Origin of the sequence: Aminobacter carboxidus (genome assembly GCF_014863355.1) — a bacterium.
GTDB classification, from domain to species: domain Bacteria; phylum Pseudomonadota; class Alphaproteobacteria; order Rhizobiales; family Rhizobiaceae; genus Aminobacter; species Aminobacter carboxidus.
Map to the genome: position 1 here is coordinate 261,102 of NZ_JACZEP010000006.1, position 15,246 is coordinate 276,347.

Sequence of the window (15,246 nt, forward strand, 5' to 3'; positions counted from 1 at the left end):
CAACGATCCCAATTTGTCCTTGTATTTCGTCATTCTTTGGGACAAACATCCCAATATGTCCGGAGAACTCGATACGATCGATCGAAGAATCCTCGCCGAGCTGCAACGCGACGGCACGCTTTCGGTCGACCAGCTGTCGGAACGTGTCGGCCTGTCGCGCAATGCCTGCTGGCGCCGGGTCAAGCGGCTCGACGACGAACGCTTCATCACCGGCCGCGTCGCGCTTGTCGATGCCGACAAGCTCGGCCTTGGCCTGTCGGTGTTCATCCTGGTGCGCACGTCGAGCCACGATCCCGAGTGGCTGGCCAAATTCCGTGCCGGGGTGACTTCGTTTCCCGAGATTACCGGCGTCTATCGCATGTCGGGTGATCTCGACTATGTGTTGCGTGCTCGCGTTGCCGATGTGAAAGCGTATGACCGTCTCTACCAGCGCCTCATCGCCAAGGTGCCGCTGTCGGATGTCTCGGCCTCCTTCGTCATGGAGGAAATCCGCGAAACGACTGTCGTGCCGGTGGAAATTCGCTGAGTGCGACCTGTTGTGAATTGACCTGCCCTGGACGCTGTCTCATAGGATCGCCGCCATGACATCGACCGCCGCAACCTCCTCCGCCCCCGTCATCGGGATCGTCCGTTTGCCGCATGCAAGCGATCTGCCCCTGCCGTCCTATGAGACGTCGGGTGCTGCCGGCATGGACCTGCGCGCCGCCGTGCCGGATGATCGGCCGCTGCTGATCCTGCCCGGCAAGCGCGCTTTGGTGCCGACCGGCCTGATCTTCGAAATCCCAGAGGGTTTTGAAGGCCAGATTCGTCCGCGCTCGGGCCTCGCCTTCAAGCACGGCATCACCTGCCTCAACACGCCAGGCACCATCGACAGCGACTATCGCGGCGAGGTCAAGGTGCTGCTGATCAATCACGGCGACGAGGACTTCTACATCGAGCGCGGCATGCGCATCGCCCAGATGGTGATCGCCTCGGTGACCCGTGCCGCGATCGAGGAGCGCGACCTCGCCGCCGCAACGACGCGCGGCGCCGGCGGCTTCGGCTCGACCGGAACCGCATGAGCAGACCCAAGCTCGTCATCTTCGACTGCGACGGCGTGCTCGTCGACACCGAGCCGCTGGCCAACCAGCGGCTGTCGGCCTGGCTGAGCGAGGCGGGTTACCCCGTCAGCTACGAACAATGCCGCCGCCAATTCGTCGGCCGCAGCCTGGTATCGGTACAGAAAGAGGTCGAAGCATCAGGTGTCAGCCTGGGCCCTGATTTCGTCGAGCGCTGGTATCGCGAACTGCCGGAGCTGTTTGCGACCGGCGTGCAGGCGATCCCGCACATCGAGAGCTTCGTCGAGGCGGTCAAGAGCGCCGGCATTGCCTATTGCGTGGCATCGTCGGCGCGGGTCAACAAGATGCATATGACGCTCGGCCAGACCGGCCTTCTCGAGTATTTCCGCGACGTGCTGTTTTCGGCCACCATGGTCGAGCACGGCAAGCCGTTCCCCGATCTCTTCCTGCATGCCGCTAGCACGATGGGTTATCAACCCGCCGACTGCATCGTCATCGAAGACAGCGTCGCAGGCGCCCAGGCAGGTGCCGCTGCCGGCATGCGGGTGTTTGGCTACCACGGCGATCCGCATTCCGACCGCGACGGGCTGGTGGCGAGTGGTGCCGTGCCGTTCGACGACATGCGCAAGCTGGCAGGATTGATTCCGATCGCCTGAAACAGCGTTTGAGCCCTTGCCGGCTCCGGTCTAGAATTGCCTTTTCCAAAACAGTCGAGGCGAGGCGATGGACAAGGGCGCGGTCTTCCGGAAATTGCACGAGGCGCCGGGCGCCTTCATCATTCCCAATCCCTGGGACATCGGCACATCAAAGCTTCTGGCGTCCTTCGGCTTCGAGGCGCTGGCGACGACCAGTGCCGGCTATGCCTTTTCGCGCGGGCGCCCCGACGGCGACGTCGGTTTCGAGGAAATGATCCACCATTGCCGTGACCTGGCCCACGCCACCGGACTGCCCGTCTCGGCCGACCTCGAGAAGGGCAAGGGCGACAGCCCCGAAAGTTCCGGCGAGACCGTCTTCGCCGCCGAGGCTGCCGGCCTTGCCGGTTGCTCGCTCGAGGACCACACCGGCGACGCCGACAAGCCGATCTACGATTTCTCGCTGGCGGTCGAACGCGTGACGGCAGCTGCCGAGGCGGCGCGGGCGCTGAAGCACGATTTCGTGCTGACGGCGCGCTCGGAGAATTTCCTCTGGGGCCGGCCCGATCTCGACGACACGATCAAGCGCCTGCAGGCGTTCGAGAAGGCCGGCGCCGACGTGCTCTATGCGCCCGGCATCACCGATCTCGACATGGTCCGAACGCTGTGCAGCGCCGTCACCAAGCCGGTCAATGTGCTGGCGGTGCCGGGCTTTTCGGTCGCGGTGCTGGCAGAGGCCGGCGCCAAGCGCGTTTCGCTCGGCTCCAAGCTCACCGCCTACGCCTTCGGCATGATGGAGCAGGCGTCGCGCGAAATGCTCGGCCAGGGCACGTTCGAGTTCACCCGCGACGGCATCGCCTATGCCAAGCTGCAGGCGCTGTTCGGCCGCGACGGCTAAACCAGCAGCGCCACCGTCACGCCCGCGCCATCGCCGGCCTGCGCTCGGCCGCTGATACGGCCTTGTGCAGATGCACCATCATCGCCGCGGCGAAGAGCGGGGTCAAAAGGTTGAGGATCGGCACAGCGAGGAAGGCTGCGATGACGATGCCGGCCATGAAAACGGTACCGGCGTTGCGGCGGCGCAGGTCCTTGGCCCCCTGCTCCGAACGGTAACGCATGGCGGCGAACTCGAAGAACTCGCGCCCGAGCAGATAGCCGTTGACCAGGAAAAAGGCGCCGATGTTGACGATGGGGATGAACATCAAAAGCAGCGCCAGCAGATTGCCGACAATGACGATGCCAAAAAACTTGATCGCCAGCACCATCGCGCGCAGCGCCGGCACCGGCTCCCCGGGGCGTTCCTGGGGATAGTTGGTCTTTTCGACGACCTCGGCGACATCGTCGAGGAACAGGCCGGCGACGATCGCCGTCACCGGCGCGATCAGCAGAGCGAGACCGAGCGCAAGGCCGATGCCGGCGATGATGGCGGCGATCAGGCCGAGCCAGCCGGTCCACGAGGGCAGGCCGGGCAGCATGGCATCGATCCACGGCCAGGCGAGCCAGTCGAAGACTTCGCGGATGCCGAACCACAGCGCGACCAGCGTCAGCAACGTCAGCCCCAGCGTCTTCAAAAACACCGTGCGGAATTCGGCCGTGAAGAGTTGGCTTGCGGCGGTGCGGGCGGCATCGAGGATCATGTCTTTGTGGTCGCTCCCTGTTTGCGTCCTGAGATAAGGTGCCGCACGGCCGGGCTCAAGCGCTCGCCGACCAATTTGCCGGGTAGGCAAACGTGCCGCGAGCCGCTAAACGCAATCCGTTTTGCCGAGCTGTCGGCCCCTGTTACGGCGAACGCGCCGCGGAGACCCTGATGAGCCAATATGACGTGCTGTGCATCGGCAACGCCATCGTCGACATCATCGCGCAATGCGATGAGGCCTTTTTGACCGACAACGGCATCATCAAGGGCGCGATGAACCTGATCGACGGCGAGCGCGCCGAACTGCTCTATTCCCGCATGGGCCCGGCGATCGAGGCCTCCGGCGGTTCGGCCGGCAACACGGCTGCCGGCATCGCCAGCTTCGGCGGCCGCGCCGCCTATTTCGGCAAGGTTTCGCGCGACCATCTCGGCGACATCTTCACCCACGACATCCATGCCCAAGGCGTCGCCTTCGACACCAAACCTCTTGAAGGTGGGCCGCTCGACGGCACCCCGCCGACGGCGCGCTCGATGATCTTCGTCACCCCCGACGGCGAGCGCTCGATGAACACCTATCTCGGCGCCTGCGTCGAGCTCGGGCCCGATGACGTCGAAGCCGACAAGGCGAGCGGTGCCAAGGTCACCTATTTCGAAGGCTATCTGTGGGATCCGCCGCTGGCCAAGGAAGCGATCCGCATGACAGCGGCGCATGCGCACGCGGCAGGCCGCGAAGTGTCGATGACGCTGTCGGATTCGTTCTGCGTCGACCGCTACCGCGCCGAGTTCCTCGAGCTGATGCGCTCTGATACCGTCGACATCGTCTTTGCCAACTCCCACGAGATCAAGTCGCTCTACGAAACCTCGTCCTTCGACGAGGCGCTGGCCCAGATCCGCAAGGACTGCAAGATCGCCGCCGTCACCCGCTCGGAGAAGGGTTCTGTCATCGTGCGCGGCGACGAAACGGTGGTGATCCAGGCGACCGAGATCCACGAGCTCGTCGACACCACTGGTGCCGGCGACCTCTATGCCGCAGGTTTCCTGTTTGGCTACACGCAAGGGCGCAGCCTGAAAGATTGCGGCGACCTCGGTTCGCTGGCCGCCGGGCTGGTGATCCAGCAGATCGGCCCGCGCCCCCGGCAGAATCTGAGGCGCGAAGCTGAGCAGGCGGGATTGCTGTAGCCTCCTTTTCCTTCGCCCCGTTTACGGGGAGAGGGTGGCCGCGAAGCGGTCGGGTGAGGGGCGGCGGAAACCTGCCCGCTCTCATTCCTTCGCACCCCCCTCTGCCCTGCCGGGCATCTCCCCCACAAGGAGGGAGATCAGCAGCTTTGACTCCTCGCCCAACCGCTACCGGCGCAAGAAGGCGGCAGCGCCATGCCCTTCGCTATGGCTCCGGGCCTTGAGTCGCTTCAATCGACAAATCGTTGTCGATTGATCGGCCCTTCGCCATGGCTCAGGGCCGACCGCTCCTCAAGTCCCCGCATTATACGCCGCGATCGCCGCCATGTTGACGATGTCGCTGTCCTTGGCGTTGAGCGAAACGATCTGCACCGGCTTGTTGAGGCCGACGAGAAGCGGGCCGATGACGGTGGAGCCGCCGAGTTCCTGCAGCATCTTGGTCGAGATGGCGGCCGAGTGGAACGCCGGCATGACCAGCACGTTGGCGGCACCCGAGAGGCGGCAGAAGGGGTATTGCTGCTGCATCAGGCGGTGGTTGAGGGCGACGTCGGCGGCCATTTCGCCGTCATACTCGAAATCGACGCGGCGCTTGTCGAGGATCTTGACCGCTTCCTGGACGCGCTCGGACCGCTCGCCGGCGGGGTGGCCGAAGGTCGAGTAGGCGAGCATCGCCACGCGCGGCTCGTAGCCCATGCGCCGAGCGAAATGGGCGGCTTCCTCGGCGATGTCGGCGATCTGCTCGGCGTTGGGCATGTCGTGGACAGCGGTGTCGGCAACAATCACGGTGCGGCCGCGCGCCAGAACGATCGACACGCCGATGACGCGGTGGCCGGGCTTGGCGTCGATGACGCGGCGGACGTCTTCGAGCACGGTCGAGTAGTTGCGGGTGACGCCCGTGACCACGCCATCGGCATCACCAAGGGCGACCATGCAGGCGGCGAAGTGGTTGCGGTCGTTGTTGATCAGGCGCTGGCAGTCACGCAGCAGATAGCCCTTGCGCTGCATGCGCTCGTAGAGGAAGTCGGCATAGATGGCGTTGCGGCGCGACAGGCGCGCATTGATGATCTCGAGGCCCGGCTTGTTGAGGTCGATGCCGGCTTGCCTGGCATTTTCCTTGATGATGTCGTCGCGGCCCAAAAGGATGGCGGTGCCGAGCTTCTGGTTGACGTAGGACACAGCGGCCCGCATCACCTGCTCCTCCTCGCCCTCGGCAAAGACGATGCGCTTCGGCTGGCGCCGGACGCGGTCGTAGATGCGCTGCAAGGTGGAGGCGATCGGGTCGCGGCGGGCGGAGAGCTCGTTGGCGTACTTGTCGAGATCGAGGATCGGCCGGCCGGCGACGCCCGATTCCATCGCCGCCTTGGCGACAGCGATCGGGATCGCCGAGATCAGGCGCGGGTCGAACGGCACAGGGATGATGTAGTTGGGACCGAATTTCGGCCGGTTGCCCTGATAGGCGGCGGCGACGTCGTCGGGCACGTCCTGGCGGGCGAGCTCGGCGAGCGCGTTGGCAGCGGCGACCTTCATCGCGTCGTTGATGGTTGTCGCCCTGACATCGAGCGCGCCGCGGAAGATGTAGGGGAAGCCGAGCACGTTGTTGACCTGGTTCGGATAGTCCGAACGGCCGGTCGCCATGATGGCGTCGGTGCGGATCTCGGCGACTTCCTCGGGCGTGATCTCCGGATCGGGGTTGGCCATGGCGAAGATGATCGGGTTCTTGGCCATCGACTGGATCATGGCCGGAGTGAGTGCGCCCTTGGCGGAGAGGCCGAAGACGATGTCGGCGCCGTCCATGGCGTCGGCAAGCGTGCGCGCCTCGGTCTTGACCGCATGCGCCGACTTCCACTGGTTCATGCCTTCGGTGCGGCCCTGGTAGACCACGCCCTTGGTGTCGCACAAGATGACATTGTCAGGGGTGAAGCCCATCGACTTGATCAGCTCGATGCAGGCGATGCCAGCGGAACCGGCGCCGTTGCAGACCAGCTTTGACGTCTTCATGTCGCGGCCGGTGATGGCGAGCGCGTTAATCAGGCCGGCGGCGGCGATGATGGCGGTGCCGTGCTGGTCGTCGTGGAAGACCGGGATGTCCATCAGCTCGCGCAGGCGCTGCTCGATGATGAAGCACTCGGGCGCCTTGATGTCTTCGAGGTTGATGCCGCCGAAGGAGGGCCCGAGGAAACGCACGCAGTTGATGAACTCGTCGGCGTCTTCAGTGTCGACCTCGAGGTCGATGGAATCGACGTCGGCGAAGCGCTTGAACAGCACCGCCTTGCCTTCCATGACCGGCTTGGAGGCGAGCGCGCCGAGATTGCCGAGGCCCAGGATCGCGGTGCCGTTGGAGATGACGGCGACCATGTTGCCCCTGGTGGTGTAGTCGTAGGCGCGTGAGGGATCCTCGGCGATGGCCTTCACCGGAACGGCGACGCCGGGCGAATAGGCCAGGCTGAGGTCGCGCTGGGTCGCCATCGGCTTGGTCGGCACGACCTCCAGCTTGCCGGGCCGGCCCATGGCATGGAACTCGAGCGCCTCCTCTGCGGAGACAGAGGGGCCGGAATTGTCGGGTTTCCTGGTGGTTGCCATGGCGAGAAGCGTTCCTGTCCCTTAAATTTCTTTTTGTGGAGCGTTTTGGATTAAGGCTACACATCGGCGCTGTAAACCGCCAAGCAGGGTGAGGAATTTCCTTTTTCTGAAGGTTCAGGCGTGAACGATCGACCGATCATATCTGCTGACGCTGACTTTGCGGAAGCCGGGGCGGAAGGCGGGGCGGAAGCCCGGCCCGAAGCCCAGGTGCACGCAGCACCCACGCCGATGATGGAGCAGTATATCGAGATCAAGGCGGCGAACCCGGATTCGCTGCTGTTTTATCGCATGGGCGATTTCTACGAGCTGTTCTTCGACGACGCCGAAAAGGCGTCGCGGGCGCTCGGGATCGTGCTGACCAAACGCGGCAAGCACCAGGGCCAGGACATCCCGATGTGCGGCGTGCCGATCCATGCCGCCGACGACTACCTGCAGAAGCTGATCGGCCAGGGTTTCCGCGTTGCCGTGTGCGAGCAGATCGAGGATCCGGCGGAGGCCAAGAAGCGCGGCTCGAAATCGGTGGTCAAGCGCGACGTGGTGCGTCTGGTCACCCCTGGTACCATCACCGAAGACAAGCTGCTGGCGCCGCAGGAATCGAACTTCCTGATGGCGCTGGGGCGGGTGAAAGGTGCGGGCGAAGCGTCCCTCGCGCTCGCCTGGATCGAGATCTCGACGGGCGTGTTCCGCGTTGCCGAGACGACGCCCGACAGGCTCGCCGCCGACATCTTCCGCATCGACCCGCGCGAGCTGATCGTCGCCGAGCCGGCGTTCCATGACGAGGAACTGAGACCCACCTTCGACCTCGTCGGCCGCATCGCCAACCCGCAGCCGCCGTCCCTGTTCGACTCGACCTCGGCGCCGGGGCGCATCGCGCGTTTCTACGAGGTGGCGACGCCGGACAGTTTTGGCGCATTCAGCCGCGCCGAGCTGTCGGCGATCTCGGGCGTCATCGCTTATGTCGAAAAGACCCAGAAGGCCGAGCGGCCGCCGCTGTCGCATCCCGAGCGCGAGCAGGAAGGCTCGACCCTGTTCATCGATCCAGCGACGCGCGCCAATCTAGAACTGCTGCGCACGCTGTCGGGTGGCCGCGACGGCTCGCTGTTCCGCGCCATCGACCGCACGGTGACGGGTGGCGGCGCGCGCCTGCTCGCCGACCGGCTGATGTCGCCGCTGACCGATCCGGAGGCGATTGGCGCCAGGCTCGATGCGGTGTCGTTCTTCATCGGTGAGACACGGCTGGCCGATGCGCTCAGGCTCAGCCTCAAGGGCGTCGCCGACATGCCGCGCGCCCTTTCCAGGCTTGCGCTCAACCGCGGCGGTCCGCGCGATCTCGGTGCGCTGCGCTCCGGCTTTGCGGCAGCGCAAACGATTGCCGGGCTGTTTGCCGAGATGACGGTGCCGCGTGAACTCGCGACAGCGCTCGAAGCGATTTCGGCCCTGCCCGCGGCATTTGCCGGACATCTCGACACAGCCCTTGGCGAGGAGCTGCCGCTGCTCAAGCGCGATGGCGGTTTTGTCCGCGCCAACTACCATGCCGAGCTCGACGAGATGCGGGCGCTGCGCGACCAGTCCAGGCGGGTGATCGCCGGCATGGAACGCGACCTGATCGAGGAGACGGGCATCCGCTCGCTCAAGATCCGCCACAACAACGTGCTCGGCTACTACATCGAGGTGACGGCCAACAACCAGGCGGCGCTGAACGGCAGCGACGAGGCCAAGGCGCGCTTCATCCACCGCCAGACCATGGCGAGCGCGATGCGCTTCACCACCACCGAGCTTGCCGGCCTCGAGACCAAGATCGCCAACGCCGCCGACCGGGCGCTGACCATCGAGCTCGCCGCCTTCGACGCACTTGTCGAGGAAGCGGTGGCGCATGCCGACGCGATCCGCGCCGGTGCCAACGCGCTGTCGGTGCTCGACGTCTCGACCGGCCTGGCTGCGCTTGCGGCAGGTGAAGCCTGGTGCCGGCCGCAGGTCGACCAGAGCCTTGCCTTCGACGTCAAGGGCGGCCGCCACCCTGTCGTCGAGCAGTCGCTGAGGCGCACCGCATCGGCACCCTTCGTTGCCAATGACTGCGACCTGTCGCCTTCGGATACCGGCCGCAACGGCGCGATCTGGTTGCTCACCGGCCCGAACATGGGCGGTAAATCGACCTTCCTGCGCCAGAACGCGCTGATTGCCATCCTCGCCCAGATGGGTTCGTTCGTGCCGGCGGAGAGCGCCCATGTCGGCGTCGTCGACCGGCTGTTTTCGCGCGTCGGCGCCTCCGACGATCTGGCGCGCGGGCGCTCGACCTTCATGGTCGAGATGGTCGAGACCGCCGCCATCCTCAACCAGGCGAGCGAGCGCTCGCTGGTCATCCTCGACGAGATCGGCCGCGGCACCGCGACATTCGACGGCCTGTCGATCGCCTGGGCGGCGGTCGAATATCTGCATGAGAAGAACCGCTGCCGCGCCGTTTTCGCCACCCATTTCCATGAGCTGACCGCCCTTTCGGGCAAGCTCGAACGCCTGCACAACGTGACGATGCGGGTCAAGGAGTGGGAAGGCGAAGTGGTGTTCCTGCATGAGGTCGGCAAGGGTGCCGCCGACCGCTCCTACGGCGTGCAGGTCGCCCGCCTCGCCGGCCTGCCCGATGCCGTGGTGGCGCGCGCCAAGGAGGTGCTGCACCAGCTCGAGGAAGGCGAAACGTCAGGCAAAGCCAACCGGCTCGTCGACGACTTGCCGCTGTTCTCCGTCGCGGTGAAGCGCGAGGCGGCCAAACCCGTCGCCAACGATGCGCTGACCAAGGCGCTGGAGGGGCTGAGCCCCGACGAAATGACACCGCGCGAGGCGCTCGACGCGCTGTACAGGCTCAAGGGGCTTTCGAGCCGATAGTCGAGGTCGTGCATTGGAGTTGGCGTCGCATGCTTCACCATATCTCGCTTGGCGTCGCTGATATCGAACGCGCCGCAACGTTTTACGACGCGGCCCTTGCCCCGCTTGGCTATGTCAGGGTCTGGGAAGACCTTTCACCCGGAGATGACGACCAGGCCGTCGGCTACGGAGTAACAGGCGGCGGCGACAAACTGGCGATCAAGCTGCGCGCGGAAGGACAGCGCCCGCCCGGTCCGGGCTTCCACCTCGCCTTTACCGCACCCGACCGGCAGGCGGTCGCGGCGTTCCACAAGGCCGCGCTCGCGCATGGCGGCACCGACAATGGCGGTCCCGGCCTGCGGCTGCATTATGGCCCGAACTACTTCGCCGCCTTCGTGGTTGATCCTGACGGGCACAATATCGAGGCTGTGTTCAACGAGGCCGTCTAGGCTGGGAGCGGGGGAGGCGCCGAACGCGCTCTATGAACTCATGGGCCCGCTAGCGGGACCATATGGCGCATGCGCGGTGTGAAACGGTTTGGCTCGCTTTGCGGATATAGGTGAGTTTACAACCGAATGGCAGCTAAGCGCGCTTCGTAGCGGCCATTGAGGCACCGCTGCCGTTCGCCAAAAACTGACGTCGGCAGCGGTCCCTAGGTGCTTGTGGCGGTCGGAGCCCGTCACGTCCACGCGATGTGCCTGTTGCGATTTCAGGACTCGAGCCACACCTTTTCGAGCTGAATCTGGAGAAGCGGATGAGCGTGATGGTCTTTGACCTTCGGGACGAAATGGGCAAAGACCTTGCGCCAGTAGGGCTGGATGATGACACCTGACCCTTGAAGGATCTTTTCGATGTCTTCCATGGCGTCGCGACGTTTGTCGACAGCGGAAATCGAAAGCGCCTCGTTGAGTTTTGTATCGAACTCATCGTTGGCAAACCCGGTTTCGTTCCAGGCCTCGCCGCTCCGATAAGCGAGCGCCAGGATTTGGACGCCCAGAGGACGCATCGTCCACCCGGTCAGCGAAAACGGAAACTTCGTCCAGTCATTCCAGAATGTGGAACTAGGCAGCACGGTGCGCTTGACCTTGAAGCCTGCTTCTCGCAACTGCCCCGCGATCGCGTCGGCCGTCCCCCGATGCCAGTCATCGTCGCTGCTGATGAGATCGTGCTCGAAATCCACCATGCCGGCTTCCTGCATGAGGGCCGCAGCCTTTTCGAGATTCCGCTCCAGTTTCGGCAAGGGGTAGTACTCGGGGTGAATTGGGCAGACATGGTGGTTTTCGGCGATATTGCCGCGGCCGCTGTAGCCGAGGCTGAGGACTGCAGCATTGTCGACGGCGAGTTGCATTGCGTTGCGAACGCGCTGATCGTCGTAAGGCTTGTTTCTCACATTGAACCGGGCAACGGCGGTCGCTGCGGTCGGGGCTTCGCTGCGGGCAAGCCCCATTGAATCCAGCACTTGAATCTGATCGCCGGTGGTTTCGAAGTTGGCGTCGACTTCGCCTGCTTCGAATGCACTGGCGAGTGCATTGGGATCGGTGCCGTAATCAATGAACTCGACACCATCCAGGTAGGTTTCGCCGCCCCACCAGCCGTCCCGGCGTTTGTAGACGGCACGTACCGATGTTTCGAAGGAGACGAGTTCAAACGGCCCTGTGCCAATGGGGTGCTTCACCAGATCGGAACCCGTTTCCTGGTAACTGCGGTGGACGATGAGTGCGGGGAAATCGGCGAAGTTCGCAATCAGCGAGATGTCCGATTTCGACAGCGACAGCTTGACCGTATGATCGTCAACCTTGGCGATGGCGTCTGCACGCGCTTTTCCGGTTGCGGGATCGACCAGTGCGGCCATGCGCCCGGCCATGGAGTTGCCCGGCGTTTTCTTGTCGCACCAGCGGTTGATGTTGAATATCGCATCCTCCGCCGTGAAATCGTCGCCGTTGTTCCATTTCACGCCTTTGCGCAGATGCAGCACGTACTGCGTCGCATCGTCGTTGACGTCCCAGCTTTCGAGAAGCATGGGCTCGAATGTGTAGTTGGCAGTGTATTTGACAAAGGGATCGAGAAACTGCCTGCCGAGATTGCCCATCTCGCCCCAGTCGAAAGTACGCGGATCCTTCAGTTCCTTGACGGGCATCGCAACCCTGAGCACGCCGCCTTTTTGCGGGGCTGCTGCCCGCGCAGGCACAGGCAGTGCCAGGCCCGCAAGTGCATAGGCGGTCGCCGCGCTCAGTCCCATCGTGCTGGCGATGGTCAGAAACTCGCGCCGGTCCATCCTGCCGGCCTTGGCCATTCGGGCCATCTGCGCGACCGCGGCTGGTATCGGCTTTTCATCATGGTTGTGATTGCTCATTACATGCTCCTCCCCGGGGGATGCCGGCGCCACGAAATCGTGGTGTCAGGCGATTGTGGTGGCTGGTCAGTGAACGGCAGGAGCCGACGAAAAGGCCGGGGCGCTGTTCAGAACGATGCCTTGACGCTTCCGTATGGCCCAAAATCCGCTTCGATAAAGTCGCCGTCCGAGACGGCTACTGCTCTTGCGAACGCTCCGGACATGACAATGTCTCCCTTGCGGAGGCGCTCTCCGGTCTCGATAAGCGCGTTCGCAAGCCAAGCGACACAGGCGGCCGGATGGCCCATCCCGATTGCTGAAACGCCCGCTTCTTCCATGACACCATTGCGTGACAGGGTTGCGCCGACCCAACGGGTGTCGATGTCGTGTGGACGCAAGCGCCGCTCGGAAAGGATGACGGCAGCAAAGGCGGAATTGTCGGCAACCGTGTCAGCGACAATGCGCGGCGGAGCCATTCGATGGTCGACAAGTTCAAGTGCTGGGACCACATAGTCCGTAGCCTGCAGCACCTCATCTATTGTTGCGCCTGGTTGATCGATGTCACGCCCCATGATGAAGGCCAGTTCCATTTCGATATGTGGTTTCACGAACCGTGCAGCTGACATCGTGAAGCCGCTGTCGAAGACGGCATTGCTCAGGATTCTTCCACGGATAGGTTCGGTCAGAGCGCATGCAACTTGGGTCGAGCGCCAGGTCAGGCCGATCTTGTGGCCGGCGAAACGGAGCCCCTGCTTCTGACGAATGTCGTTAAGCAGGTTCTGGATGAGATATGCGTCATCGAGCGTGAGATCTGGATGTTTGCCACTGAGCGGCTGCATGCTCATCGCATTGCGTTCGGCACTCAGAATTGCTTCTGCTGCCTTATGCATGTCGAGGCGTTGCGAGGGCGTTTCACGCATCGAAGTGTCCAGCTATTTCAACAACGACCTTGCCAAGCGCCTGCCCGCTTTCGAGACGGCGGAAGGCATCGGGCAGCCTGTCCAGCGTGAAGCGTTCGGGGTCGATCAATGGGCGAACGCTCTCGTTTTCGACCAAGGCCACCAGTTCGCGGAGGATCCGGCCATGCGCCTCCCTGCCGATACCCGAAAGCAGGGGGATCAGCATGAACACGACGTGGAGAGACAGCGCCTTGCCATGCATCGGCGACAGATCGTGGGTGCTTCGCGCGGCGGTCGCGACAACGCGGCCGAGCGGTGCGGCGGCCTGCAAGGAATGGTCCAGGCTGTTACCGCCGACCGTATCGACGACGACATCGAACCCATGCCCGGCAGTCAGCCTGTCGACATAGCCCTGTACCGGTTCACGCGGATAGAGGATCGTGTCGTCTGCACCCAGTTTGCGGGCGAACGCTGCCTTTTCCGTTGAAGAGACGGTCGTCGCAACACGCGCGCCGCGTGCTTTGGCCAACTGGATGGCGATATGGCCAACGCCGCCGCAGCCACCGTGCACCAGGACATGGTCGGAGGCGCAAACGTCTGCGCGTGTCATGCAGTTCCAAGCGGTAATCGATACCAAGGGCAGCGCCGCTGCCTCGATCATCGAAAGGCTTTTTGGCTTCGGCGCAAGCAAGCGAGCATCGGCGGCAATGTATTCGGCGAAAGTGCCACCAAGACCTTTCACGCCACCGGCGCAGCCATAGACCTCGTCGCCCGGCACCAGGTCGGCAACGCCTTCGCCTATGGCTTCGACGGTGCCGGCAAGATCGGCGCCCAACACCGCTGGCAGCGCAGGTCCGATGGGAAGACCGTTCCGAATACGGACGTCGACCGGGTTCACGGACGCTGCCTGCACGCGCACCAGCACCTCTCCTGGGGCAAGTCGAGGTGTTTCAAGCCTGGCGAGGTTGACGTTGTCCGGACCTCCGAAAGCCCCCAAGACCATTGCACGCATTCACGATTCCCAACACATTTCGTCTTTTGGGAGTGTGCCGTCAGCGCCGCATGAGAGGAAACGCATAAATCTAATGCTATCGATCTGGAACGCTTCTAGCTTATGGTGACGCTTGGACGACAGACAGGGGCCGCAATGAGATATCCCGATCTAGAGATCGATCTTCTCCGGGCATTCACGACGGTCGCCGAAACAGGCAGCTTTACTGCTGCCGCCGATGTCGTCGGGCGTTCGCAGTCCGCCGTCAGCCAAAAGATCATCCGACTGGAAGATCTTTTGGGGCGACCGCTGTTCAGGCGGACCAGCCGTTCCCTTGTCCTCACGGGCGAGGGGGAACGACTTCTCTCGGCGGCAAGGCGCATGCTCGAGTTCAACGATCTGGCGGTTCGTACGCTTGTCGATTCCGCTGAGGTCGAACGGCTGCGTATCGGCATTTCGGAAGATTTCGTGCCGCACCATCTGCCTGCCTTGTTGTCGAAATTTGCCAGCTTGTGTCCAGCGGTGAGGCTCGAACTGATGACTGGCCTCAGTTGCAACCTCTTGGCGGCCTATGACGAGGATCGGCTGGATATCGTCATCGCCAAAAAGGATGGGCGCGCGCAGCGAGGCAGGGTCATCTGGCGTGAGCCGTTGATGTGGATCTCGTCCAAGCAATATGATCGCGATCCAGGCGAACCGGTGCCGCTGGTTCTCTTGCCGGCCCCGTGCACCTACCGCGGCGTGGCCATCAAGGCGCTCGATTCGGTTCGGCGCGATTGGTTTGTGGCCTGCACGACCAACAGCCTGGCCGGCGCGCGCGCAGCCGTCGCCGGTGGTTTCGGGGTGACCGTGCTGGGGAGATCATTCGTTCAGGACGGAATGCAGGTCATCCGCCCTTCGGATCAGTGGCCTGCACTTCCGATGACCGAGATCGTGGTCATCGGTGAGGAGAAGAGCGAAGCGCGCATTGTCCAACCTCTTCTTTCTTTCCTCACCGACAATCTTGCCCACTGACGCCACCGAGACTTCCGACGAAAGCCGGCCGAATTCTGCGAAAGGCAGCTTTGCGCCCTCATTTCTGCAGTA

The 15,246-nt window shown here is 63.6% G+C and carries 13 protein-coding genes; 8 read left to right on the plus strand and 5 right to left on the minus strand.

What is annotated here, in order from left to right; translation table 11 throughout:
* Positions 1-55: 55 nt before the first annotated feature.
* The 4 genes from IHE39_RS19835 to IHE39_RS19850 all read left to right on the plus strand — a co-directional run bounded on the left by IHE39_RS19835 (position 56) and on the right by IHE39_RS19850 (position 2,588).
* The gene (locus IHE39_RS19835) at positions 56-526 is read left to right on the plus strand and encodes an Lrp/AsnC family transcriptional regulator (RefSeq protein ID WP_154385884.1); all 471 of its coding nucleotides are present in this window, start codon (positions 56-58) and stop codon (positions 524-526) included.
* Between the two features lie 55 nt (positions 527-581).
* Positions 582-1,061: a dUTP diphosphatase gene (dut, locus tag IHE39_RS19840; protein WP_192567690.1), complete on the plus strand. Its 480-nt coding sequence runs from the start codon at positions 582-584 to the stop codon at positions 1,059-1,061.
* On the plus strand, positions 1,058-1,714 hold the full coding sequence (locus tag IHE39_RS19845) for an HAD family hydrolase (protein WP_192567691.1): 657 nt from the start codon (positions 1,058-1,060) through the stop codon (positions 1,712-1,714). Before dut ends, IHE39_RS19845 begins: the two co-directional genes overlap by 4 nt.
* Before the next feature lie 67 nt (positions 1,715-1,781).
* Positions 1,782-2,588 (plus strand): isocitrate lyase/PEP mutase family protein, encoded by an 807-nt coding sequence (locus IHE39_RS19850; RefSeq protein ID WP_192567692.1) that lies wholly within the window; start codon positions 1,782-1,784, stop codon positions 2,586-2,588.
* Positions 2,589-2,604: 16 nt separating this feature from the next.
* On the opposite strand, the gene IHE39_RS19855 is transcribed toward IHE39_RS19850, so the two are convergent.
* Positions 2,605-3,327: a sulfate transporter family protein gene (locus IHE39_RS19855; protein ID WP_192567693.1), complete on the minus strand. Its 723-nt coding sequence runs from the start codon at positions 3,325-3,327 to the stop codon at positions 2,605-2,607.
* 170 nt (positions 3,328-3,497) lie between these two features.
* Between IHE39_RS19855 and IHE39_RS19860 the strand changes: the two genes are divergently transcribed.
* Complete coding sequence (locus IHE39_RS19860; protein WP_192567694.1) at positions 3,498-4,505, plus strand: adenosine kinase; 1,008 nt, start codon at positions 3,498-3,500, stop codon at positions 4,503-4,505.
* 288 nt (positions 4,506-4,793) lie between these two features.
* Here the strand turns inward: IHE39_RS19860 and IHE39_RS19865 are convergent, their stop codons facing one another.
* Complete coding sequence (locus IHE39_RS19865; RefSeq protein WP_192567695.1) at positions 4,794-7,082, minus strand: NADP-dependent malic enzyme; 2,289 nt, start codon at positions 7,080-7,082, stop codon at positions 4,794-4,796.
* 207 nt (positions 7,083-7,289) lie between these two features.
* Between IHE39_RS19865 and mutS the strand changes: the two genes are divergently transcribed.
* Together mutS and IHE39_RS19875 are read left to right on the plus strand one after the other, a co-directional pair.
* Complete coding sequence (gene mutS, locus IHE39_RS19870) at positions 7,290-9,959, plus strand: DNA mismatch repair protein MutS (protein WP_434781327.1); 2,670 nt, start codon at positions 7,290-7,292, stop codon at positions 9,957-9,959.
* 29 nt (positions 9,960-9,988) lie between these two features.
* Complete coding sequence (locus tag IHE39_RS19875; protein ID WP_192567697.1) at positions 9,989-10,387, plus strand: VOC family protein; 399 nt, start codon at positions 9,989-9,991, stop codon at positions 10,385-10,387.
* A gap of 260 nt (positions 10,388-10,647) precedes the next feature.
* Here IHE39_RS19875 and IHE39_RS19880 read toward each other — a convergent pair whose 3' ends face one another.
* The 3 genes from IHE39_RS19880 to IHE39_RS19890 form a co-directional block, all read right to left on the minus strand.
* Positions 10,648-12,291, minus strand: a complete 1,644-nt coding sequence (locus IHE39_RS19880; RefSeq protein WP_184770218.1) for an ABC transporter substrate-binding protein — start codon at positions 12,289-12,291, stop codon at positions 10,648-10,650.
* Between the two features lie 107 nt (positions 12,292-12,398).
* On the minus strand, positions 12,399-13,190 hold the full coding sequence (locus tag IHE39_RS19885; protein ID WP_192567698.1) for a 2-keto-4-pentenoate hydratase: 792 nt from the start codon (positions 13,188-13,190) through the stop codon (positions 12,399-12,401).
* The gene (locus tag IHE39_RS19890) at positions 13,183-14,181 is read right to left on the minus strand and encodes a zinc-dependent alcohol dehydrogenase family protein (protein WP_192567699.1); all 999 of its coding nucleotides are present in this window, start codon (positions 14,179-14,181) and stop codon (positions 13,183-13,185) included. Before IHE39_RS19890 ends, IHE39_RS19885 begins: the two co-directional genes overlap by 8 nt.
* Positions 14,182-14,316: 135 nt before the next feature.
* Here IHE39_RS19890 and IHE39_RS19895 point away from each other — a divergent pair, with 135 nt between their 5' ends.
* Positions 14,317-15,174 carry a LysR substrate-binding domain-containing protein gene (locus IHE39_RS19895; RefSeq protein ID WP_184770366.1) on the plus strand — a complete coding sequence of 286 codons (858 nt, stop codon included), beginning with the start codon at positions 14,317-14,319 and terminating at the stop codon, positions 15,172-15,174.
* Positions 15,175-15,246 lie beyond the last annotated feature (72 nt).